Below are 20,495 nucleotides of genomic sequence, written 5' to 3'. Positions count from 1 at the left end.
AGCTTGGTATATTCTACCAAATCACTGTTAACTGTTTTTTTATTCATGGACGAGCTGAACATCCAGCCCCAATCCCTGAAGCTCCCGGATAAGCACATTAAAGGATTCCGGCAAACCCGGTTCAGGTAAATTTTCACCTTTTACGATAGCCTCGTAAGTTCGGGATCGTCCGCTCACATCATCACTTTTAACAGTCAGGATTTCCTGTAATGTATAAGCAGCGCCGTAGGCTTCGAGGGCCCAGACCTCCATTTCTCCAAATCGCTGTCCGCCAAACTGAGCTTTACCGCCCAGCGGTTGTTGCGTAATCAGAGAGTACGGGCCGATGGATCGGGCGTGTATCTTGTCCTCGACCAGATGTGACAGCTTGAGTATATAGATCATACCGACAGTAACACGATCCTCAAACGGCTCACCCGTCATACCGTCGTATAATTGTGATTTTCCGTCTTTGGGAAGCCCGGCTTTTTCCATCTCCTGGCTGATCTCTTTTAGATTGGCTCCGTCAAAAACGGGAGTCGCATAATTAATACCCAGCTTTTCAGCTGCCCATCCCAGGTTTGTCTCCAGAATCTGACCCAGATTCATCCGAGAGGGCACACCCAATGGATTTAGCACAATATCAACCGGCGTTCCATCCGGTAAAAACGGCATATCCTCAATCGGAACGATTTTGGATACAACCCCTTTATTTCCGTGACGTCCGGCCATCTTGTCACCCACCATTAATTTTCTTTTTTTGGCAACATAAACTTTGGCCAGCTGAGTGATACCCGGAGGCAGCTCATCACCTACGACTATTTTAAATTTTTGCAGTTCATATTCTTCTGAAATACTCTCAAGCTTGGCATTATAGCGATCAATGACCTGCTTGGCAAGTTCATTGACCTTCTCATCTTCGACCAGAGGCTGAGAATAGTCCACAGCGTCCAGATCAATCTTTTCCAGATTGGCTTTATTGATTTTAGTATTGGCGCGAATCACTGTCTTGCCGGAATGAACATCGCGTATGCCGACAGAAACCTGATCATCCAAAAGTTCAGCCAGTTTTTCATTACGCATCTGACGCGCTATGGAAATCGTGTTCTTTTTCCAGTTGTCAAGCGCATCGATCAGCTTCTTTTCTTCCTGCTTGGTTTCTGTATCTTTCTTCTTGCGGGAATACAGATGCGTATCAATGACCACGCCTTTTAATCCGGGAGACCCTTTCAGAGAAGCATCCTTGACATCTCCGGCTTTTTCACCGAAAATAGCTTTCAAAAGTTTTTCCTCGGGTGTGCAATCGGTACTTGCCTTTCGGCGTCACTTTTCCCACCAGAATATCGCCGGAACTGACTTCGGCGCCAATCCGGATAATACCATCTTCGTCCAGGTCCCGGGTGGCTTCCTCACTGACATTGGGAATTTCCTGGGTCAATTCCTCTTCGCCGCGCTTGGTGTCCCGAACCTGAAGTTCAAATTCTTCAATATGAATAGATGTATAAATATCATCGCGAACCACGCGTTCAGACAGAATAATCGCATCTTCAAAGTTATATCCCCGCCAGGGCATAAAAGCAACCAGCACGTTGCGCCCGAGCGCCAGTTCTCCGTGATCTGTGGAATGGCCGTCTGCAATGACATCACCTTCCTGAACCACATCACCTTCTTTGACCACAGGTCGCTGATTAATGCAGGTATCCTGGTTGGTTCGCTTGAATTTTGTCAAATAGTAAATACGTTTATCGGATTCATCAAAATCCAGCAACTGATCCATGACTTCTTTTTTGGTTTTTGCTGATTTCTTACGCACCACAATCTTTTGTGCATCCACTTTTTCCACCACGCCGTCCACCTCACTGAGAATAGTGGCGCGGGAATCAGAAGCAACCTTCTTTTCCATGCCGGTTCCGACCATCGGAGCCTCGGGGACAAGCAAAGGCACCGCCTGTCGTTGCATATTGGAGCCCATGAGCGCCCGGTTGGCATCATCGTGTTCCAGAAACGGAATCAGCGCGGCTGCAGCGGACACAATCTGATTGGGCGACACATCCATATAGCTGACTTTATCCGGATCAGTTACAGGAAACTCGCCTCGGGATCGACAAGTCACTTTATCATTGACAAAACTGCCGTCATTGTTGAGTATCTCATTCGCCTGAGCAACGATTTCATTCTCTTCATCGTCAGCGCTGAGAAAGACAATATCCGTGATGGCTTTGCCGTCTTTGACCTTGCGGTACGGCGCCTCGATAAATCCGAATCCATTAATGCGTGCATACGTGGTCAACGAAGAAATCAGACCGATATTGGGTCCTTCCGGAGTTTCAATCGGACACAGACGTCCATAATGGGTATAGTGAACATCCCTGACTTCAAATCCGGCGCGTTCACGCGTTAATCCACCCGGTCCCAGCGCAGACAATCGGCGCTTATGGGTCATTTCAGCAAGCGGATTCGTCTGATCCATAAACTGTGATAACTGACTGGTTCCGAAAAAGGTGTTAATGACGGACAATATCGTGCGTGCATTGACCAGATCCTGTGGAGTCGGATTTTCGCTTTCACGCAAATTCATGCGTTCTTTAATGGTCCGCGCCATTCTGGAAAGGCCAACCATCATCTGGGCGGAGAGCTGTTCACCAACGGTGCGGACCCGTCTGTTGCCCAAATGATCAATATCATCTGCGGCCTGTTTACCGTGCCGCAGACGGATCAAATACTTTAAAATTCCAATCAAGTCATCCTTGGTCAACGCCAGATTTTCGACATCGACTTTAACACCCAGCTTTTTATTCAACCGATGTCTTCCGACTTTGCCGAGTTCATAGCGCTTGGGGTTAAAAAACAAACGTTCGATCAGCTGCTTGGCGGTATCCGAATCGGGCGGCTCACCGGAGCGCAACTGCCGATAAATCAAATCCAGCGCTTCTTCCATGCTGTGGGTGGGGTCACGTTTCAGGGTGCTGGAAATAATTTCATGTCCCAGCTCACGTTCACTTTTCAATATCTCGAGCTTTTTAAGGCCCAGGCTCAGAATAATTTCAACCTTTTCAGGGGTTATTTCTGTATATTTATCAACAATGACCTCACCCGTGCTCATATCAATGAGATCATCGACAACTTTCTCTCCGATCGCTTTTTCAAGGCTGCTCTTGGTGGTCTTGATTTCGCGAATTAATTCAAATGCTTCCAAAATCTGCCGATCAGTTGAAAAACCGATAGCGCGTAAAAGTGTTGAAGCTAAAAACTTTTTCCTGCGGTCGATATAAACGTTTAAAAGATCGTAAATATCAGTGCTGAACTCAATCCAGGAACCTCTCAGCGGGATCACTCGCGCGGAATAAAGCTTGGTTCCGTTGGGATGCACCATTTCGTCAAAAAACACACCGGGAGACCGATGCAGCTGACTGACAATGATACGCTCCGCTCCATTGATAATAAATGTTCCCCGATTGGTCATAAACGGAAGATTGCCGAGATAGACCACTTGTTCGATCGAATTGGCAAGAGGGTCATCACCTTCATATTCATCTTTTATGGAGAGACGAAGTTTGGCTTTTAGTGCCGCGGAATAAGTCGTACCACGCTCCTGACACTCATCAACAGAGTATTTTGGCGTATCGACATTGTACTCCAAAAACTCGAGCTCAAAATTATCTCTGCTGTCCGTAATGGGAAAAACGCTTTCAAAAACAGCCTGCAGTCCTTTATGTACGCGTTTGTCGGGGTCTACACCCTGTTGAACAAACTCTTCAAACGACTTTAACTGAATATCCAAAAGATCGGGAAGTTCAGCCGCTGCAGTAATTTTTGAAAAAGATTTTCTCTCTTTTTTCTTTGTTATCGCCAAAGAGATCACTCCCTTTTAGAATTAGTAAACACTCAAAAACCGGGCTGAAAGCAATTATTCAGCCCGGCTTTTACAGTTTTCTTCAAAGTCGATATGTATTACTTGATTTCAATCTCAGCGCCAGCTTCTTCGAGCTTGGTCTTGATCTCCTCAGCTTCTTCTTTGGTCACGCCTTTTTTAACATCATTAGGGGCGCCATCGACAAGCTCTTTGGCTTCTTTCAGACCCAAGTTTGTGATACTGCGGACTTCTTTGATCACCTGAATCTTTTTGGCGCCGGCTGATTTCAAGACAACATCAAATTCAGTTTGTTCTTCAACAGCAGCTTCACCGCCGCCGGCCGCAGCGCCAGGCATTGCGCCGGCCATCACAGGAGCAGCAGCAGTTACACCGAATCTGTCCTCAAGCGCCTTGACAAGCCGCGAAAGCTGCAGAACGCTCATTTCTTCGATGGACGTTAAGATCTCTTCAATCTTTGGATCATCGATATCGACTTTTTCTTCAACTTTGACATCTTTTTCTTCGGGCATTTCAACCTCCCGTTAATATGATAGTTATAAATCGTTTTCTTCTTTAGACCGTTTAACAGCATCGATTGTGCCGACTAATTGACGCAAGATGCCTTGCAATCCGCCAACAAACCCTGTCAGGGGTGAAGAGACCGCTGAGACGACCTGACTCAACAATACCTCGCGCGGAGGGATGTCTTTGATCTTGGTCGTTTCTTCGGCACTCAAAAGTTGTCCTTCAAGAACAGCTCCTTTGATAGCCGGCTTGCCTTTTTCTTCATGTTCTTTCAAAAAATCGGCTATTACACGAGCCGGAGCAGCCGGATCACCTTTGGCTACAGCTATAGCATTGGGGCCGGTCAGATAGGAATTAAAGCCCGTCAAACCCGCTTTTTCACAAGATCGCCGCGCCAATGTATTTTTTATGACCAAATAAGAGACATCGGCATTGTGAAACGCGCGTCTTAGCTCGGTAATCTCTTCAACAGTCAGCCCTGAATAGTCGGTCAAATAAATTCCTTGAGAAGACTCGAGAAGTTCGGCCAACTCTTCAACTTTTTGAATTTTTTCTGGTCGTGGCATAATTCATTCCCTAGAGAAATACAAGCTATGTTATGTTACATCGATAATCGAATTTTTATCAACCTTAATGCCGGGCCCCATTGTGCTTGCCAGGGTTATATTTTTGATATAAACCCCTTTCGTGGAAACCGGGCGCAAACGATTGATAACGTTTAAAAAAGCACGAATATTTTGAGTCAGACTTTCTTCAGAGAAAGAACGTTTCCCAATTGAGGTATGAACGATTCCGTATCGATCCACCCGAAAGTCAATTTTTCCAGCTTTGGCTTCTTCTACAGCCGATCCGACGTTTTGGGTCACAGTTCCGCTTTTCGGATTCGGCATTAAACCACGCGGACCAAGGACTTTGCCCAACTTTCCGACTTTGGGCATCATATCAGGAGTGGTGATAACCACATCAAAATCGAGCCAGCCGCCTTGTATTTTTTCAACAAGATCGTCAGCCCCAACATGATCAGCGCCGGCATCTTTGGCTTCCTGCTCCTTGTCCGTTGATGTCAACACCAATACCCGTATGGTTTTTCCGGTACCGGCAGGCAACACCACTGTACCGCGGATATTTTGATCGGCTTTACGCGGGTCTACTCCCAGACGCACATCAACTTCTACACTTTCATCAAAACCCGCATTGGCTGTCTCCTGGACTAGAGTGATCGCTTCTTTAAGGCTGTAAATTTTTTCACGATCAACCTTTTCCAGATTTTCTTTATATCTTCTGCTTCGCTTCATTATATCTCCATTAAGCCATTCTGCAGAATCATTTATCCTTCAACAATGACGCCCATGCTTCGGGCCGTACCTTCAATTTGACGCATCGCCATTTCCACTTCATTCGCATTCAGATCAGGCCGTTTAATTTCAGCAATTTCTTTGATTTGTGCTTTGGTGATTTTGCCGACTTTTTCACGATTCGGTTCACCAGAGCCTTTATCCAGACCTATTGCCTTTTTAATCAAAACAGCCGCAGGCGGCGTCTTTGTGATAAAACTAAAGGTATGATCCTGATATACCGTAATGATAACCGGTATGATCAGACCCTGCTGGTCTTGGGTTTTGGCGTTAAACGCTTTACAAAACTCCATAATGTTTACGCCATGCTGACCCAAAGCAGGGCCGACAGGAGGTGAAGGATTTGCACTTCCTGCAGGAATTTGCAGTTTGATGTTTCCAATTATTTTCTTTGCCATAATAAATCCTAAGATTCCAGTTCAACTTGCAGAAAATTCAGTTCGACCGGTGTGGATCTGCCAAAGATACTTACACTGACTCGAACTTTGCTTTCTCTTCATTGACTTCTTCAATACGGCCCGTGAAATCCGTAAAAGGTCCGTCAACGACTTTGATGGGAATTCCAATTTGGAATGGTATATTCGATCGATCCCGAGAGCCTTCGGTCTTGCCGATAATCCGCTCTGCTTCATCCTGCTTAAGAGGGACCGGCTCATCTTTTCTACCAACAAAATTTGTAACACCGGGGGTATTCAGCACAAGATGACGTGTTTGTTTGTCAAAGTGCATGCGTATTAACATATAACCAGGGAACATGATCTTGTTTCGAACCCGTTTTTTGCCATTCTTCATCTCTGTAATCTGTTCAGACGGTATAAGAATCTTTTCAATCTTTTCTTCGATACCGGCATCGACAGCTTCTTTTTCGATAAAGGTCTTTACCTTATTTTCATGCCCGGAGAGCACATGAATGGCATACCATTTTGCTTCGAGTTTATTTTCTTCGAGTTCAGTCACAGGTAAATTCAAATCTCCCTTTCGGTTCACATTAATACAGCAGGTTCATTACCCACGTCAGTACATGGTCTACGATAAATACGAAAAGAGAAAGAAAAAGAGAAAGCATAATCACAATAATCGTCTGTCCCTTTAGCTCTTCCCGCGTAGGCCAGCTCACTTTGGACATCTCTTGCTTTACATCCCGCAAAAATTTGCCGATCTTTTGAATCATAATGTACCATTCCGTGTGGATAGTTCTATCTTGATCTGTTGGATTCTAAAAAAAGCAGGCCTGGAGGGACTCGAACCCCCAACCCCTGGATTTGGAGTCCAGTGCACTAGCCAAATTGTGCTACAGGCCTACATAACATCCTAGCGCGTTTCCTTATGGATTGTGCGCTTGTTACACCATTTACAATACTTTTTTTGCTCGATTCGCCCGGAATGCTTGCGTTTGTTTTTATCGCCAGAGTAATTTCTTCTCTTGCACTCGGTGCATTCCAGGATCACAAGGTCTCTCATAAAGTACTCGTCTATTTAAACGTGAATAAATCCTACTCTATAATTTTGGTTACAACACCGGCGCCGACCGTACGACCGCCTTCGCGAACCGCAAACCGAAGCCCTTCTTCCATGGCGATCTCGGTGATCAACTGAGCCGTCACCTTGACATTATCTCCCGGCATCACCATCTCTGTGCCTTCCGGCAACGTTATCTGGCCCGTCACATCCGTCGTGCGAAAATAAAACTGCGGACGATATCCATTGAAAAACGGCGTGTGGCGTCCACCTTCGTCTTTACTTAATACATAAATCTCTGCCAAAAATTGGGTGTGAGGCGTAATCGAACCCGGCTTTGCAACGACCATACCGCGATCCAGTCGCATCCTTGTTAACACCACGAAGCAGCAATCCCGCATTATCACCGGCCTGTCCTTCATCCAGCATCTTGCGGAACATCTCTATTCCGGTACAGACCGTCTTGCGGATGTCGCTCCCAGACCAATCACCTCGACTTCATCATTCACATGAATCACACCGCGCTCGATTCGGCCGGTACCTACAGTACCGCGACCGGTAATCGAAAAAACATCCTCAACCGGCATCAAAAACGGCTTGTCCTTGTCACGCGACGGGGTCGGTACGTAATCATCAATCGCATCCAGCAGCCTCTTCACCGGCCCCCATTCTTCACCCGTAAAATCACCGGATATACCTTTCTCCATCGCCTTTAAGGCAGAACCCTTGACGATCGGAATCTCATCACCCGGAAACTCATAGTTCGGAAAGAAGTTCGCGAACCTCCAGCTCAACCAGCTCAACAAGCTCGGGATCATCTACCTGATCCGTCTTGTTCATAAACACCACGATCGATGGCACGTTCACCTGACGGGCCAGCAAAATGTGCTCGCGCGTCTGCGGCATCGGTCCGTCGGCAGCAGATACCACCAGCATCGGCGCCGTCCATCTGCGCCGCTCCCGGTAATCATGTTCTTGATATAGTCTGCGTGTCCCGGACAGTCAACGTGAGCATAGTGACGCTTTTCTGTCTCATATTCCACGTGAGCGGTGTTGATCGTAATACCACGACTCTTTCTCTTCAGGCGCATTGTCAATCTCATCATACTTTTTAATATCCGCCTGACCCATGTTCGGCCAAATACATCGTCATCGCAGCGGTCAAGGTCGTCTTGCCGTGATCAACGTGACCGATCGTCCCGATATTCACATGCGGTTTGGTTCGTTCAAATTTTTCTTTAGCCATAATTCCTCCGAACTATTATAATGCTTTTAACGCACATTTGTTCAAATATTCAAAATCGCGAGCCCACGACCGGATTGAAACCGGTGACCTTATCCTTACCAAGGATACGCTCTACCGACTGAGCTACGTGGGCACCTTGCAGAGCGGGAGACGGGATTCGAACCCGCGACCAACAGCTTGGAAGGCTGTGGACTCATAGCCGGCTGAGTTACTCCCGCGAGCAGTCTCTACAGCACAGACTCATAGAGCACCTATGACAAAGAAAATATCGGCTCAACTTTTCCGACACACACTGAGACCGATATTCTTTCAATCTGTCGTGGGGAGGGGAGGATTCGAACCTCCGAAGGCTTCGCCGACAGATTTACAGTCTGTTCCCTTTGGCCGCTCGGGAACCTCCCCGCGATATTTGCGAGCCACCAGCAGGGATCGAACCCGCGACAGCCTCATTACAAGTGAGGTGCTCTACCAGCTGAGCTATGGTGGCCAGCTGCTTTCTCTAAAAATATTTACTATACGAGAAAGCCCATTAGTTTAACGATTTATTATCTAAAAATCAAGATATTTTTTGAAAATTTCATAAATTTTTTATCCTATAGCGTGTTCCCTGCTTGCTATCCCGGATTTCCACGCCGTTTTCCTGCAAGTTATCCCGAATCCAGTCCGCCAATTCCCAGTTTTTCTGTTCGCGCAGATCTTTTCTCAAATTCACCAACATATCAATAAACGGTGTCGCCTGCATCGAATTTTGCTCCGCTGAACTCAGAATTCCAAGAACATCTTCACCCAGACTATAGTAAGCCTGCTGAATAACTGACAAGGTCTCCCGAGACAGGTCATTCTGATCGAGCCATTTGTTGATCTCTTTTGAGAATTCGAACAGCATTCCAATCGCAGAAGGCGTGTTGAAATCATTATTCATTTCCGCTTCGAACGCCTGACGATGTTTTGAAACGCGATCGATGATATTTTGTTCCGCTTTACCCTGTTGAGCAGAATTAAGAGCCTCATTCAGAACGCGCATTGTATTCTGAAGCTTGCTTAATCCCTGCGCGGCAGCGTAAACAGCCTCTTGCGTAAAATCCACAGGACTGCGGTAATGAGTCTGAAGAATAAAGAAACGGATTTGGGTGCCGGAAAATTGTTCCAGGGCCTCGGACAGGGTCGTAAAATTTCCGAGCGATTTTGACATTTTATTGCCGTCCACCAGCACCATATTATTGTGCATCCAGTATCGGGCAAACGGTTTTTCCGTAGCCGCCTCTGCCTGAGCAATTTCGCATTCATGATGCGGGAACTGGTTATCGAGTCCGCCGCCGTGAATATCAAATGTTTCTCCCAGATATTTTGTCGACATCGTGGAACATTCCAGATGCCACCCCGGATAGCCCATCCCCCAGGGACTCTTCCATTGCATGATATGTTCCGGCTCGGCTTTTTTCCACAGAGCAAAATCCGCAGGATGTTTTTTTTCAGTGTTCACATCCAGACGGGCTCCGGCCTGCTGGTCATCGACTTTGCGGCCGGATAGCTTGCCGTATCCGGGCCATTTCGATATATCAAAATAAACCGACCCCTTTACGTTATAAGCATATCCCTTTTCGAGCAAAGTTTCCACCCATTCTATCTGTTCGGGGATGTGGCCGGCTGCATGCGGAGAAATATCCGGCCTGAGGACATTGAGAGCATCCATAGCATCAAAATAGGCGCGCGTATAGCGTTCCACCAGCTCCATAGGCTCCAGTTTTTCGCGTTTGGCGCCCTTTAGTATACGGTCCTCCCCGTCATCCAAGAGGTGGCCCACATCAGTAATATTCTGCACATAGCGGACCTTGTACCCGAGATAGCGAAAATAACGGACAACCACGTCAAATGAAATATAGCTCTTGGCATGACCGATATGCGGATAGTCGTAGACAGTCGGGCCGCAGACATATATATGCACGCGTCCTTTGATAATCGGCTCGAATTCCTGCAGTTCCCGTCCCAGGCTGTTAAATATTTTTAATGACATGATGATTCCTTTTCAATTAACGCGACTGCCATAGCGGCAACACCTTCTTCGCGTCCTGTAAATCCGAGTTTTTCTGTTGTCGTGGCCTTGACCGACACAAGATCAATCGATATGTTCAGCACATCAGATATCGTTTCACGCATTTTATCCACATAACTGAAAACCTTGGGCTGCTGCATAATCAGAGTGCTGTCGATATTTAGGATTCTGTACTTGCGTTCTTTCAAGAGTTCATCGACCTGCTGCAACAGACGCAGGCTGGAGATATTCGCATACCGGTTATCAGAATCCGGGAAATGCTGACCAATATCACCGAGAGCGGCAGCGCCGAGCAGCGCGTCGTTAACGGCATGTACCAACACATCCGCATCCGAATGTCCCTGCAGACCCCGATCATGCGGAACAGTCACACCGCCCAGGATCAGCGGGCGTCCCTTGATGAACCTGTGCACATCAAAGCCTTGTCCGATTCTCATTCTTGGCTCCGTTCTCTGAGCAGCCATTCGGCCACCTTTAGATCTTCAGGTGATGTTATTTTAATATTTGTCCAGATGCCCGGCACCAGGGTCACCGGATATCCGGCCATTTCCGCCAGCGCCGCATCATCCGTACTGAATCGATCGGTGTCGAACGCAGACCGGTTGGCTGCTAAAATCACATCCTTGCGAAAAGTTTGCGGTGTCTGCACCAGGATCAAATCATCGCGTGGAATCGTTTCGACAATCCGGGTATCTTTAACCCGTTTTATCGTATCTTTGGACTGCACACCAACGACTGCAGCGCCGTCTCTGGCCGCGGTATAAATACTGTTTCGGATGATATCGCGCGTGATCAGGGGTCTTACACCGTCATGAATGATAACAATCTCTGTATCATCCGGTAAAGCCTGCAATCCGTTCCACACAGACAAGTGACGCTGACCGGCTCCCGCGACTGTTTGCATCAGTTTGCTGATTTTCCAATCGGACCTAAAGATCGGGTCATAAACACTCACCCATTCCGGGGGCAGAACCACCAAAATATCATCAATATCATCACAGCTCTCAAACACCTGAAGCGTATGCTGCAGGATGGGTTTGCCTGCGATTTCGATAAACTGTTTGGGCGTTTTACACCGCATTCTTTGCCCGGAGCCTGCGGCTACAATAATTGCAGTCTTGTGCATAATCCTTCTGCTATTTGATCAGCATGGCGTCGCCATAACTGTAAAACTGATACTTTTCTTTGATCGCCTCTTTGTAGGCATTGAAAATCATCGAGGTGGACGCAAATGCAGATACAAGCATCAACAAAGTCGAGTCAGGCAAATGAAAATTGGTAATCAGCGCATCGATAATGTGGAAATCATACGGCGGATAAATAAATTTATCCGTCCACCCACTGGACGCCTTGGACCATCCTTCCGAAGTTACACTGGTTTCCAAGGTGCGCACCACACTGGTGCCCACTCCAAATACTTTTTTATTGTTGCGTTTGCTTTCATTCACCGCATCCACGGTTTCTTGGGGAATCTCATAATACTCTGAATCCATTTTATGACGCCCCAAATCTTCCACCACGACAGGCCGAAAACTGCCGAGTCCGAGATGCAGCACAACGGGCACTACCGTTACACCCTTTTTCTCCCAGTTTTTTCAAAAGTCCTTCGGTAAAGTGCAGTCCGGCAGTCGGAGCTGCAACCGCGCCCCGCCGTTTTGCATAAACAGTCTGATAGCGGTCTTTATCCATAGGCTCCGGTTCACGTTTGATATAAGGCGGCAGCGGCGATTTTCCAAGTTCATCCACCCGCTGATAAAAATTGTCAATATCATTAAAGCGCACCACTCGGCCGCCTGATACTGTATTATCAATCACATCGCAGGACAGCACATTGCCGATAGTCAAACGATTGCCCACCCGTACTTTGCGAGCCGGTTTGACCAAATACTTCCCAAAGACCTTGTGAATGTTCAAGTTCCCGAAGCAGAAAAACCTCAACCTTGGCGTCGGTTTTATCTTTGGTTCCCTCCAGACGTGCGGGAAACACTTGTGTTTCATTAACGACCAGAGTATCCCCGTTTTGCATATAATCGACCACATCTCTGAATTTTTTATGGTCTGTATTTCCGGTTTCACGGTCCAGCACCATCAGCCGGCACTCGTCTCGTTTTTTACTGGGATACTGTGCAATCAATTCTTCAGGCAATGTGTATTTAAAATCCGATAGTTTCATGGGGCGTAAACCTCCATTATGTATAGTGTATATAAAATTTCCAGCGCTTTAATTAAAAAGGTCGCGCTGGGACGATATTGTTTTCTCTTTATTAAAATGCTTGTAGGCGCGTTCTGTTGCGATTCGGCCGCGCGGAGTCCGATTGATAAAGCCCATCTGAATCAAAAAGGGCTCATACACCTCTTCGATGGTATCACCTTCTTCACCGATGGACATGGCCAATGTACTCAATCCCACCGGGCCGCCTGCAAACTTTTCAATCAGGGCCAAAAGTATACGTTTGTCCATATCATCCAGACCGTGGCTGTCCACTTCCAGCCTGGAAAGCGCATCCCGGGCCGACGGGAGATCAACTTGTTCTTTGCCGGCGATTTGTGCAAAGTCGCGAATTCGGCGCAGCAGCCGGTTTGCAATTCTCGGCGTGCCGCGCGATCGTCTGGCAATTTCCAGAGCTGCATCCGAATCAATACCGATTCCGAGAATCCTTGCGGAACGCTCAACAATCATCCGCAGGGAATCGGCTTTGTAAAAATCCAGACGAAAGGAAACGCCAAAACGTGCGCGCAGCGGAGACGTTACCAGTCCGGCTCGCGTAGTCGCGCCCACCAGCGTAAAGCGCGGAAGAGACAGCTGCACGGTGCGGGCATTGGCGCCCTTGTCAATTATGATATCCAGCGTAAAGTCCTCCATGGCCGGATACAGATATTCTTCGATCACCCGATTGAGACGATGAATCTCGTCGATAAACAACACATCACGCTCACCCAGATTGGTCAAGATTCCGGCCAGGTCAGCCGGCCGTTCCAGAGCCGGACCGGATGTGGTGCGAATTTCACTGCCCATCTCGCGGGCAATCACATTAGCCAGGGTTGTTTTTCCCAACCCCGGAGGACCGTGAAATATCACATGGTCCAGAGATTCCCGACGCTCAAGTGCAGCTTTGATAAAGACCGAAAGATTTGATTTTAGCTTTTCATGCCCGACAAACTCGCTCAAACGCGTCGGCCTCAAGGTCAAATCAAGATCGTTATCCCCTTGCATCGGGTTTGGGTCAATATAACGTTCGTCTGTCATCAGTTCGATTCCCCGCCAAGTGCAATACGTATCAATTCTTCAACACTGGCCAGGGAACCTTTTACACCCGCAGCGCGCATGATCGCTTTTTCCGCCTCCGAGCGTGTATACCCCAGAGACATCATTGCCCGAACACTCTGCTCTTCGGTTTCCGATTTCAGGTCCATTGTGGAATCCGGCGCCGGAGCGCGCTTCTGCACTTTATTCAAAGCACGGTCTTTCAAATCCAATATCAGCCGCTGTGCTGTTTTTTTACCCAGACCTTTAATTTTGACCAGACTGCTTTCATTTCCATCCGCAATATTCTGATAAATCTGCTGAACGTGACTTTTGGATAGAATTGTCAATGCCAGCTTTGGGCCTATGCCGGATACAGACAACAAGTCCAGAAATAACTGTCTTTCCTCAATCGTTGAAAAGCCGAACAGGTTCATCGCATCTTCACGTACATGCAAATACGTATGCAGTTGCGATTCATGACCCACCTCTCCCAATACCTGGTAAGTAGAGACAGGTATGGAAATTTCATAACCGATACCACCTGTTTCGAGGAGGGCAAACGTCGGTTGTTTTTCAATCAGCAAACCGCGAATAAAAGAGATCATAGGGCCTACAATTTAGAAAAAAGTTCATGCATCTCACGTCTTCGGGCATGACAAACGGCAATGGCCAAAGCATCTGATGCATCCAACGGTCGCACCGGCTCCTGAAAGCGCAAAAGCGACTGTATCATTCTCTGTACCTGCTCTTTGGATGCAGCGCCATTACCGGTCAAAGCCTGTTTTACAGCGCGGGCGGCATAAGTGAATACGGGTTTCTCATTATTCGCAGCGGCAAGTATCGCCGCTCCCCGGGCTTGACCCAACTTGAGAGCAGATTGTATATTTTGACCAAAGAACACATCTTCCAGAGCGATATCCCGAGGATTATATTCACGGATCAGTTCATCCAGGGAACCATAGATGATTTTTAATTTGTCTGCCAGATCTTTTTCATGCGGCGTGCGAATTGCACCGTACGTCACGCATTTTAACTTTTTTCGCTCTGTATCAATAACACCATATCCCGTAACCGCGCTCCCGGGATCAATACCCAGAACAATCATCTCAGGAGTTGTACTCCTCGATCACACTGTCATCAATATCAAAGTTGGCGTAAATATTTTGCATATCATCCTGGTCTTCCAAAGCATCCATCAGCTTTAAAACCTGTTCCGCTTCCTTGCCTTCCACAGCTACCGTATTCTGGGGTTCCATGATTATTTTGCTGTCTATATATTTTAACCCGTTTTCATCCAGCGCACTTTTAACATCCGAGAGATCACCGGGATCTGTTTTGACAATAAAATAATCCGGATCATTCTCAATATCCTCGGCCCCCGCGTCCAGAGCCATCATCATCAAATCATCTTCTGAAATAGAATCCGCGGGCACATTGATCACACCGAGCTTGGTAAACATCCATCCCACACTGCCGCTTTCACCCAGACTGCCGCCGTGTTTGGACAAAATATGACGAATTTCTGCAACGGTACGGTTCTTGTTGTCAGTCAGAGTTTGCATATACAATGCCACACCGCCCGGAGCATACCCTTCATATACCACCTCTTCATAACTGACACCGGGAAGCTCTCCGGTGCCTTTTTTAATCGCCTTTTCTATATTAGAAACCGGCATATTGGCAGCCTTGGCATCCTGAACGGCTGTTCTCAAACGAGGATTCGATTCCTCATCACCGCCGCCTTCCTTGGCAGCCACCGTGATCTCACGAATCAGCCGCGTAAAAACACGTCCTTTTTGTGCATCCTTGGCTGCTTTTTTTCTTTTAATGGTACTCCATTTTGAATGTCCTGACATGCAACCTCCTGTAAAAATAAAAACCCACACCTGCAGGTTCCGAGATGGGGTTTATTGCTAATCTATATTCTGCATCCGTGTACAATTTATCAAGAATAAAGCTTACAAGTCTGGAATATACTAAAAAAAAGGCTCAATTTCAACAAAAAAATTGAGCCCTTTATACGCCGCAGTATTCAAAATCCAACTATATACCTGTTGTATCCGCCTCTGCCTCGGTTGTCTCAAGCGGTTCTCCTTTCCAGACACGTTCCCGCACAACCCAGGCTTCGAGATAATCATTCTGTATGGCCTGCTCTCGCACCTGATCGGCTTTCATTCGAGACACAAAATCACCGATGCGGACCTTGTAATAAGGATCGTCAAAGGTGCGGTATACCCGATATTCAAAGGTGAGAATCGCTTCGCGCATGACGGCATGAGCCTCTTTTTCATCACGTGTGGCGATTAACTGAACACGGTACCCGGATACTTTTTGTGACTCGTTTAAAGCCTCAGCTGTAGACCGACCTTTTAACAGCTGCTCAATATTGACCGTCTCAAGATCCGGTGACTCTTTACGTCCCCAATCTTTTTCATAGTCATCAAGACTGGTCGGATCAAACGATTCATTCAGCTTTTTCTGCTGTTTTTTACTTTTCACATCTTGTCGTTGCTGAAGTTGCTGCAGGTTAGACGGACCCGCACAATAGAATAAAAGCATAGACAGAGCTGAACACACACACAACCGGAACATCATACAAATCTCCTGTACGTTGATATTTTACACCCTTAAATTAGAGAAAAAGAATATGAAAATCAACAGAGATTATTTTAAATCTTGACTTTTGTTAAAAAACAACGTATTATTTAAAGCATATAAACTTATTTTTTGGGAGAACGGGTTGTTACTAAAGCAAATCATTTTTTCAAGCCATCCAACGGAACGGTTTGCGCGCGCCTTGACCGCAACATCCAAAGGCCGTGGTTTGCTTGCCCCTCCCCATCTACGTTTGACCTCATATCGTTCCGGGGGCGGCACGGTCCCTGCGGTATGGATTCTCTATCCTCTTCTATCAGACGACCGACCGCTTGGTCGAATTCTATAACTTTCCTGCACGTAAAACTCTGAATGGTCTGATCGAGGTCTGTTAACTCGATAATCACGGAATAACATTATAAATTAATTTGGAGGGCATATGAGCACAAACGACAAAACAAAGAAACGCAAACATCCCCTTGTTGATGTGCAAGAGCCTAATCTTTGGAGAGAATATTTTCCATATTCAGAAATACCCAGAACTGTATTTGATAATAAAATAGTTGATGTAAAACCAGCCAAAGACATATGGATTACAGATACAACCTTCCGCGACGGCCAACAGGCGCGGCCCCCGTATTCAGCGGAGCAGGTATCAAAACTATTCGATCTGATGCATCGTCTATCCGGCCCGAACGGTATCATTCGTCAATCTGAATTTTTTATTTATTCCGATCAGGATCGGGAAATTCTGGAAGAGGTCCGCAACAAAGGATACCGCTATCCCGAGGTCACGGCATGGATTCGCGCCAATCCCAAAGATTTTGAACTGGCGCGCAAGGTCGGGATCAAGGAAATCGGCATTCTGACATCGATTTCTGATTACCATATCTTTTTAAAATTCCGTAAAACCCGGCGTCAGGTTCTTGAACAGTTCATGAACGTTGTCCAGTCCGCAGCCGACGCAGGACTGGAAACAGTACGCTGTCATTTCGAAGATGTGACCCGAGCTGATTACTGGGGTACGGTGGTTCCGTTTGCAGAGGAATTGATGCAGTTTTCCCAAAAAAGCGGACTCAATATCAAAATCCGCCTCTGCGACACCATGGGATACGGTGATCCGTTCCCCGGTGTGGCGCTGCCGCGCTCTATCCGTAAAATTGTCTATCATCTACAGCAGGAAGTGGGCATCCCCTCGGAAAAACTGGAATGGCACGGCCATAATGATTTCCACAAAGTCCATGCCAATTCACTCTGCGCCTGGCATTCCGGTGTTTCCGCGGTCAACGGCTCCCTGATGGGATTTGGTGAACGTACCGGTAACTCGCCGATTGAGGCCCTGGCGATTGAATACGCTTCGATTAAAGGCGATACAGCAGGGATGGATTTGCTGGCCATCAATGAAATTGCCGAGTACATGAGAGAGATCGGGACGCATATTCCCACCAATTTTCCGTTAGTCGGCGAGCATTTCAACGTCACCAAAGCAGGTATTCATGCCGACGGTGTGATTAAAAATGAAGAGATCTATAACATTTTTGATACCGGAAAAATTCTCGGCCGCCCACTGGACGTCAACATCACAGACCGCTCCGGCATTGCCGGCGTGGGGTTCTGGGTGAACCAACAGCTGAAACAACACGGTCTGCCCCTAGTCGACAAACGCAATCCCCAGGTAGCCAAAATCTTTGAATGGGTCGAAGAACAGTACAGAAAAGGCAGAATCACTGCCATTTCTCCAGAAGAAATGATCGAACAATTTAAACGACATTTTCCGCAAGCCGATCAAAACAAGTCATGAGTGATTCCCCGCAACAACGAGGCAATACAGCAGAGGCCATAGACAAGCTGTTTGTCTATGGTTCTCTGAACAGCGACTATCATCTGCAGCTGCTCACCGGCCGGCATTTCGAAAGCGAACCGGCTGTGCTGCTCAACCATCGCCGCATACAGCCCGAAAAAAGTTTTCCGTTCGCCCTGCCCTGGCGCGGTTACACCATTAAAGGGCGGCTGCTTTACAATATTACGCCGGAAATCATCGAGATACTGGATGAATATGAAAATGAAGGTTCGTTGTACGAACGCCGTATCGGAACCGTCCGGGTGGATGATCATGAAATCCGCGCATTCATTTATATCGGAATTGTCAAGGCAATCAAACCCTATATGAAGCGAGGCTTTCAGGAACGTGATCGGGTAGAAGAATTTGTAGAAAAAAACGTTGATCGCTATTTAAAGAACAAAGCTGATTATCTGCTCAGTTATGACCGCGAATCCCTTTCCGTCAAAGTAACCCGGGAACTCTTGTCTGAAGAGGTGCACAGTCTGATTCGACAGTATTTTCATGATTACGGACTGCCCTGGTTTATCATCAAACATGAAATTGAAAAAGCAAGCATTCCGCGTCTGGACTGGCTGCGCCGGGAACCGGAAGCGCAGCCGTACGCGGACCGATACATGTCGCTTTCTGTGTTTTTTATGATTTTCAGTCGGCTGGAAGAACGCTTCCGCAACGATTATCGCTTTTACGTCAAGGTGACGGACGCGTATTTTTTACACACCATGTCCACGCTTATGGCGCTGAAGCTTATTATTGACAACCATCAGGCGATTCAGGCGGCCATAATGCAGCTCGGCATTGATCACTGGGAAACCAATATGGTGTATACAGACTATGCAGTGGGCGCCATCTTTATCACCGAGGAGCTTTACAGCCGGGAAAAAGGCGATCATATTCTGGAATGGATTCGCCAAAACCGGCATATCGGCCTCACTCCGCTGGGAGCAGAACTCGAATTCTCAAATCTGGGGCATCGAGCCATTGGCGCGTCCTCCGGCCAGGACTCGACGTTTGATGCCTTTTATTATTTCTACGACTTTGACTTGATGCGGCGCGGCTGGAAACTGGGCGCGCATGTGGATGATCATGGATTTTTGACATCAACACATACGCGCACACGCGGATTTCTGGAACTCGCATTTGGACGCTATAAACTGCTGGGCGACGTTTCCAAGCCGGCCACTCAGGACCCCTGGGTGCTTTCCCAGATCATTGATCTGGCGGTACGGTTTCTGGATATCCGGCCGCACAGTGTACATTTAACCTTCGGCGCCCCGGATACGGAGCATTTTAAACGAGTTGAAAAATTAGAATACTATTTATGCCTTTTGATTCTCGGCGGTGATTTGCGCGAGGATGCTCAGGGAAACTTGCGTGAAATGAGAATTTACCGCAATGAAATCATGTCCAGAGAAGGTAATATGCTTTTTTCACGCCTGAACAAACACCATAAAAACCCCGAAGAACGCAAATGGTCGTTTGTGGTGGAATATCAGTTTCCACGACTTTTTTACGAATACGACTATCAGCCGTTGATTATGGCGCTGAAAGGTTTTCAACAGGAACTCAATCCCTATCCTTTTCAGGGATGCCGGGAAATTGAGAATGATCCTGGAATACAATCGCTTCAGGAACAGTTAAAAATATGGGCTGCTTCCCCAACGCCGCTCAGCGATTCGGAGATTAATGAATTTGTTGCGGTCGTTGAAAAAGGGTTAACGGCAGAATCGGAAAAAGTCGACACCTCATACGAAAATTATGCCATGCGCATCATCGGAAGAATAGAAGAACGTCTGAACCGACGTAACAAACGGATCAAGAAATACCATGAATCCAAAAACTGAACTGATTGAAGAAATCAGCGCACATTTTGACGAAATGATCATCAAAATTTGCAATCAGCTGCAGAAACTCTCCCCGTCCCATTATGAAAACATCGACTTTGAACGCCACCAGGAGCGCGAGGAAGATTTTATTCACAAGGTCGAACATTATCTAAAAATCAATGAACCCGACGATTTGCTTTCCTATGTTCGATATCTGGCAGAAAAACGCTCCAATGAGGGCTATACGCTGGAAGAAGTTCAGCAGGCGTTTGACATCATTGAGAAAGAGCTTTGGCGGGTCATTACGGAAAGCAGCAGAGAACACAAAGATATGATCAATATGCTGCGGGTGTGCCGGGATTTATTTGCGAGGGTCCGCAACGAATTTGCACGAACCTACTTGAAAGAACAGCTAAAATTGCAAAAACGCATGAACGAACTCAAGGAACGTTTTTATATTTATCGGCACGACCGAAAAGACCGTTCAGAAAATAACGAACCTTAAAAAAAGAGGACTG

Annotated in this window: 18 protein-coding genes, 5 tRNA genes and 3 pseudogenes; 3 read left to right on the top strand and 23 right to left on the bottom strand. The window is 47.0% G+C overall.

Features of this window, described 5'->3' with window-relative positions; all coding sequences use genetic code 11:
• Nucleotides 1-39: 39 nt before the first annotated feature.
• From rpoB to U5R06_08860, 23 genes and pseudogenes are all read right to left on the bottom strand, one after another.
• Nucleotides 40-3,832 (bottom strand): annotated as a pseudogene (gene rpoB / locus U5R06_08970) (DNA-directed RNA polymerase subunit beta).
• Between the two features lie 98 nt (nucleotides 3,833-3,930).
• Nucleotides 3,931-4,362, bottom strand: a complete 432-nt coding sequence (rplL, locus tag U5R06_08965) for a 50S ribosomal protein L7/L12 (protein ID MDZ7722917.1) — start codon at nucleotides 4,360-4,362, stop codon at nucleotides 3,931-3,933.
• Between the two features lie 24 nt (nucleotides 4,363-4,386).
• A complete protein-coding gene (gene rplJ, locus U5R06_08960) occupies nucleotides 4,387-4,923 on the bottom strand; it encodes a 50S ribosomal protein L10 (GenBank protein ID MDZ7722916.1) in 537 nt (178 codons plus the stop codon).
• A gap of 30 nt (nucleotides 4,924-4,953) precedes the next feature.
• Complete coding sequence (gene rplA, locus U5R06_08955; protein MDZ7722915.1) at nucleotides 4,954-5,652, bottom strand: 50S ribosomal protein L1; 699 nt, start codon at nucleotides 5,650-5,652, stop codon at nucleotides 4,954-4,956.
• A gap of 32 nt (nucleotides 5,653-5,684) precedes the next feature.
• A complete protein-coding gene (rplK, locus tag U5R06_08950) occupies nucleotides 5,685-6,110 on the bottom strand; it encodes a 50S ribosomal protein L11 (protein MDZ7722914.1) in 426 nt (141 codons plus the stop codon).
• 70 nt (nucleotides 6,111-6,180) lie between these two features.
• Entirely contained in the window at nucleotides 6,181-6,681 is a 501-nt protein-coding gene (gene nusG / locus U5R06_08945; GenBank protein MDZ7722913.1) for a transcription termination/antitermination protein NusG, read from the bottom strand.
• A gap of 19 nt (nucleotides 6,682-6,700) precedes the next feature.
• A complete protein-coding gene (gene secE / locus U5R06_08940; GenBank protein MDZ7722912.1) occupies nucleotides 6,701-6,883 on the bottom strand; it encodes a preprotein translocase subunit SecE in 183 nt (60 codons plus the stop codon).
• Between the two features lie 55 nt (nucleotides 6,884-6,938).
• A tRNA-Trp gene (locus U5R06_08935) sits at nucleotides 6,939-7,013 on the bottom strand.
• Nucleotides 7,014-7,023: 10 nt separating this feature from the next.
• Complete coding sequence (gene rpmG, locus U5R06_08930) at nucleotides 7,024-7,173, bottom strand: 50S ribosomal protein L33 (GenBank protein MDZ7722911.1); 150 nt, start codon at nucleotides 7,171-7,173, stop codon at nucleotides 7,024-7,026.
• A 32-nt stretch (nucleotides 7,174-7,205) separates the two neighbouring features.
• A pseudogene (gene tuf / locus U5R06_08925) lies at nucleotides 7,206-8,416 on the bottom strand (elongation factor Tu).
• A 60-nt stretch (nucleotides 8,417-8,476) separates the two neighbouring features.
• Nucleotides 8,477-8,549: transfer RNA gene (locus U5R06_08920), tRNA-Thr, on the bottom strand.
• A gap of 9 nt (nucleotides 8,550-8,558) precedes the next feature.
• Nucleotides 8,559-8,634 (bottom strand) — tRNA-Gly (locus U5R06_08915).
• A 102-nt stretch (nucleotides 8,635-8,736) separates the two neighbouring features.
• A tRNA-Tyr gene (locus U5R06_08910) sits at nucleotides 8,737-8,818 on the bottom strand.
• Nucleotides 8,819-8,830: 12 nt separating this feature from the next.
• Nucleotides 8,831-8,903: transfer RNA gene (locus U5R06_08905), tRNA-Thr, on the bottom strand.
• Between the two features lie 90 nt (nucleotides 8,904-8,993).
• Entirely contained in the window at nucleotides 8,994-10,430 is a 1,437-nt protein-coding gene (cysS, locus tag U5R06_08900) for a cysteine--tRNA ligase (protein ID MDZ7722910.1), read from the bottom strand.
• Nucleotides 10,421-10,906 (bottom strand): 2-C-methyl-D-erythritol 2,4-cyclodiphosphate synthase, encoded by a 486-nt coding sequence (gene ispF, locus U5R06_08895; GenBank protein ID MDZ7722909.1) that lies wholly within the window; start codon nucleotides 10,904-10,906, stop codon nucleotides 10,421-10,423. The genes cysS and ispF overlap by 10 nt, the downstream gene beginning before the upstream one ends.
• Nucleotides 10,903-11,595, bottom strand: coding sequence for a 2-C-methyl-D-erythritol 4-phosphate cytidylyltransferase (ispD, locus tag U5R06_08890; GenBank protein ID MDZ7722908.1), 693 nt, complete (start codon nucleotides 11,593-11,595; stop codon nucleotides 10,903-10,905). The genes ispF and ispD overlap by 4 nt, the downstream gene beginning before the upstream one ends.
• A gap of 10 nt (nucleotides 11,596-11,605) precedes the next feature.
• Nucleotides 11,606-12,642 (bottom strand): annotated as a pseudogene (queA, locus tag U5R06_08885) (tRNA preQ1(34) S-adenosylmethionine ribosyltransferase-isomerase QueA).
• Nucleotides 12,643-12,690: 48 nt separating this feature from the next.
• Complete coding sequence (gene ruvB / locus U5R06_08880) at nucleotides 12,691-13,716, bottom strand: Holliday junction branch migration DNA helicase RuvB (protein MDZ7722907.1); 1,026 nt, start codon at nucleotides 13,714-13,716, stop codon at nucleotides 12,691-12,693.
• Complete coding sequence (gene ruvA, locus U5R06_08875; protein MDZ7722906.1) at nucleotides 13,716-14,321, bottom strand: Holliday junction branch migration protein RuvA; 606 nt, start codon at nucleotides 14,319-14,321, stop codon at nucleotides 13,716-13,718. Before ruvA ends, ruvB begins: the two co-directional genes overlap by 1 nt.
• A 5-nt stretch (nucleotides 14,322-14,326) precedes the next feature.
• Nucleotides 14,327-14,821, bottom strand: a complete 495-nt coding sequence (gene ruvC / locus U5R06_08870; protein MDZ7722905.1) for a crossover junction endodeoxyribonuclease RuvC — start codon at nucleotides 14,819-14,821, stop codon at nucleotides 14,327-14,329.
• Between the two features lies 1 nt (nucleotide 14,822).
• Nucleotides 14,823-15,572, bottom strand: coding sequence for a YebC/PmpR family DNA-binding transcriptional regulator (locus U5R06_08865; protein ID MDZ7722904.1), 750 nt, complete (start codon nucleotides 15,570-15,572; stop codon nucleotides 14,823-14,825).
• A gap of 187 nt (nucleotides 15,573-15,759) precedes the next feature.
• Nucleotides 15,760-16,215: an SPOR domain-containing protein gene (locus U5R06_08860; GenBank protein MDZ7722903.1), complete on the bottom strand. Its 456-nt coding sequence runs from the start codon at nucleotides 16,213-16,215 to the stop codon at nucleotides 15,760-15,762.
• 535 nt (nucleotides 16,216-16,750) lie between these two features.
• On the opposite strand from U5R06_08860, the gene U5R06_08855 reads away from it, so the two are divergent.
• Genes U5R06_08855 through U5R06_08845 form a run of 3 tightly spaced genes read left to right on the top strand, consistent with a single transcriptional unit; the run spans nucleotide 16,751 to nucleotide 20,482 of the window.
• The gene (locus U5R06_08855; protein ID MDZ7722902.1) at nucleotides 16,751-18,112 is read left to right on the top strand and encodes a 2-isopropylmalate synthase; all 1,362 of its coding nucleotides are present in this window, start codon (nucleotides 16,751-16,753) and stop codon (nucleotides 18,110-18,112) included.
• Entirely contained in the window at nucleotides 18,109-19,995 is a 1,887-nt protein-coding gene (locus U5R06_08850) for a gamma-glutamylcyclotransferase family protein (protein MDZ7722901.1), read from the top strand. Before U5R06_08855 ends, U5R06_08850 begins: the two co-directional genes overlap by 4 nt.
• Nucleotides 19,979-20,482, top strand: a complete 504-nt coding sequence (locus U5R06_08845) for a hypothetical protein (GenBank protein ID MDZ7722900.1) — start codon at nucleotides 19,979-19,981, stop codon at nucleotides 20,480-20,482. Before U5R06_08850 ends, U5R06_08845 begins: the two co-directional genes overlap by 17 nt.
• Nucleotides 20,483-20,495 lie beyond the last annotated feature (13 nt).

The sequence above is a fragment of the candidate division KSB1 bacterium genome, from assembly GCA_034521575.1.
GTDB lineage: Bacteria > Zhuqueibacterota > Zhuqueibacteria > Residuimicrobiales > Krinioviventaceae > JAXHMJ01.
Note: the sequence above shows the minus strand (reverse complement) of the source record. Positions and strands in the feature narration are given on the sequence as shown.

What these genes read in the sequence shown, in the direction of transcription:
- rplL (MDZ7722917.1), bottom strand. Translation starts at nt 4,362, where the DNA reads ATGCCCGAAGAAAAAGATGTCAAAGTTGAAGAAAAAGTCGATATCGAT.
- rplJ (MDZ7722916.1), bottom strand. Translation starts at nt 4,923, where the DNA reads ATGCCACGACCAGAAAAAATTCAAAAAGTTGAAGAGTTGGCCGAACTT.
- rplA (MDZ7722915.1), bottom strand. Translation starts at nt 5,652, where the DNA reads ATGAAGCGAAGCAGAAGATATAAAGAAAATCTGGAAAAGGTTGATCGT.
- rplK (MDZ7722914.1), bottom strand. Translation starts at nt 6,110, where the DNA reads ATGGCAAAGAAAATAATTGGAAACATCAAACTGCAAATTCCTGCAGGA.
- secE (MDZ7722912.1), bottom strand. Translation starts at nt 6,883, where the DNA reads ATGATTCAAAAGATCGGCAAATTTTTGCGGGATGTAAAGCAAGAGATG.
- rpmG (MDZ7722911.1), bottom strand. Translation starts at nt 7,173, where the DNA reads ATGAGAGACCTTGTGATCCTGGAATGCACCGAGTGCAAGAGAAGAAAT.
- cysS (MDZ7722910.1), bottom strand. Translation starts at nt 10,430, where the DNA reads ATGTCATTAAAAATATTTAACAGCCTGGGACGGGAACTGCAGGAATTC.
- ispF (MDZ7722909.1), bottom strand. Translation starts at nt 10,906, where the DNA reads ATGAGAATCGGACAAGGCTTTGATGTGCACAGGTTCATCAAGGGACGC.
- ispD (MDZ7722908.1), bottom strand. Translation starts at nt 11,595, where the DNA reads ATGCACAAGACTGCAATTATTGTAGCCGCAGGCTCCGGGCAAAGAATG.
- ruvB (MDZ7722907.1), bottom strand. Translation starts at nt 13,716, where the DNA reads ATGACAGACGAACGTTATATTGACCCAAACCCGATGCAAGGGGATAAC.
- ruvA (MDZ7722906.1), bottom strand. Translation starts at nt 14,321, where the DNA reads ATGATCTCTTTTATTCGCGGTTTGCTGATTGAAAAACAACCGACGTTT.
- ruvC (MDZ7722905.1), bottom strand. Translation starts at nt 14,821, where the DNA reads ATGATTGTTCTGGGTATTGATCCCGGGAGCGCGGTTACGGGATATGGT.
- U5R06_08865 (MDZ7722904.1), bottom strand. Translation starts at nt 15,572, where the DNA reads ATGTCAGGACATTCAAAATGGAGTACCATTAAAAGAAAAAAAGCAGCC.
- U5R06_08855 (MDZ7722902.1), top strand. Translation starts at nt 16,751, where the DNA reads ATGAGCACAAACGACAAAACAAAGAAACGCAAACATCCCCTTGTTGAT.
- U5R06_08850 (MDZ7722901.1), top strand. Translation starts at nt 18,109, where the DNA reads ATGAGTGATTCCCCGCAACAACGAGGCAATACAGCAGAGGCCATAGAC.
- U5R06_08845 (MDZ7722900.1), top strand. Translation starts at nt 19,979, where the DNA reads ATGAATCCAAAAACTGAACTGATTGAAGAAATCAGCGCACATTTTGAC.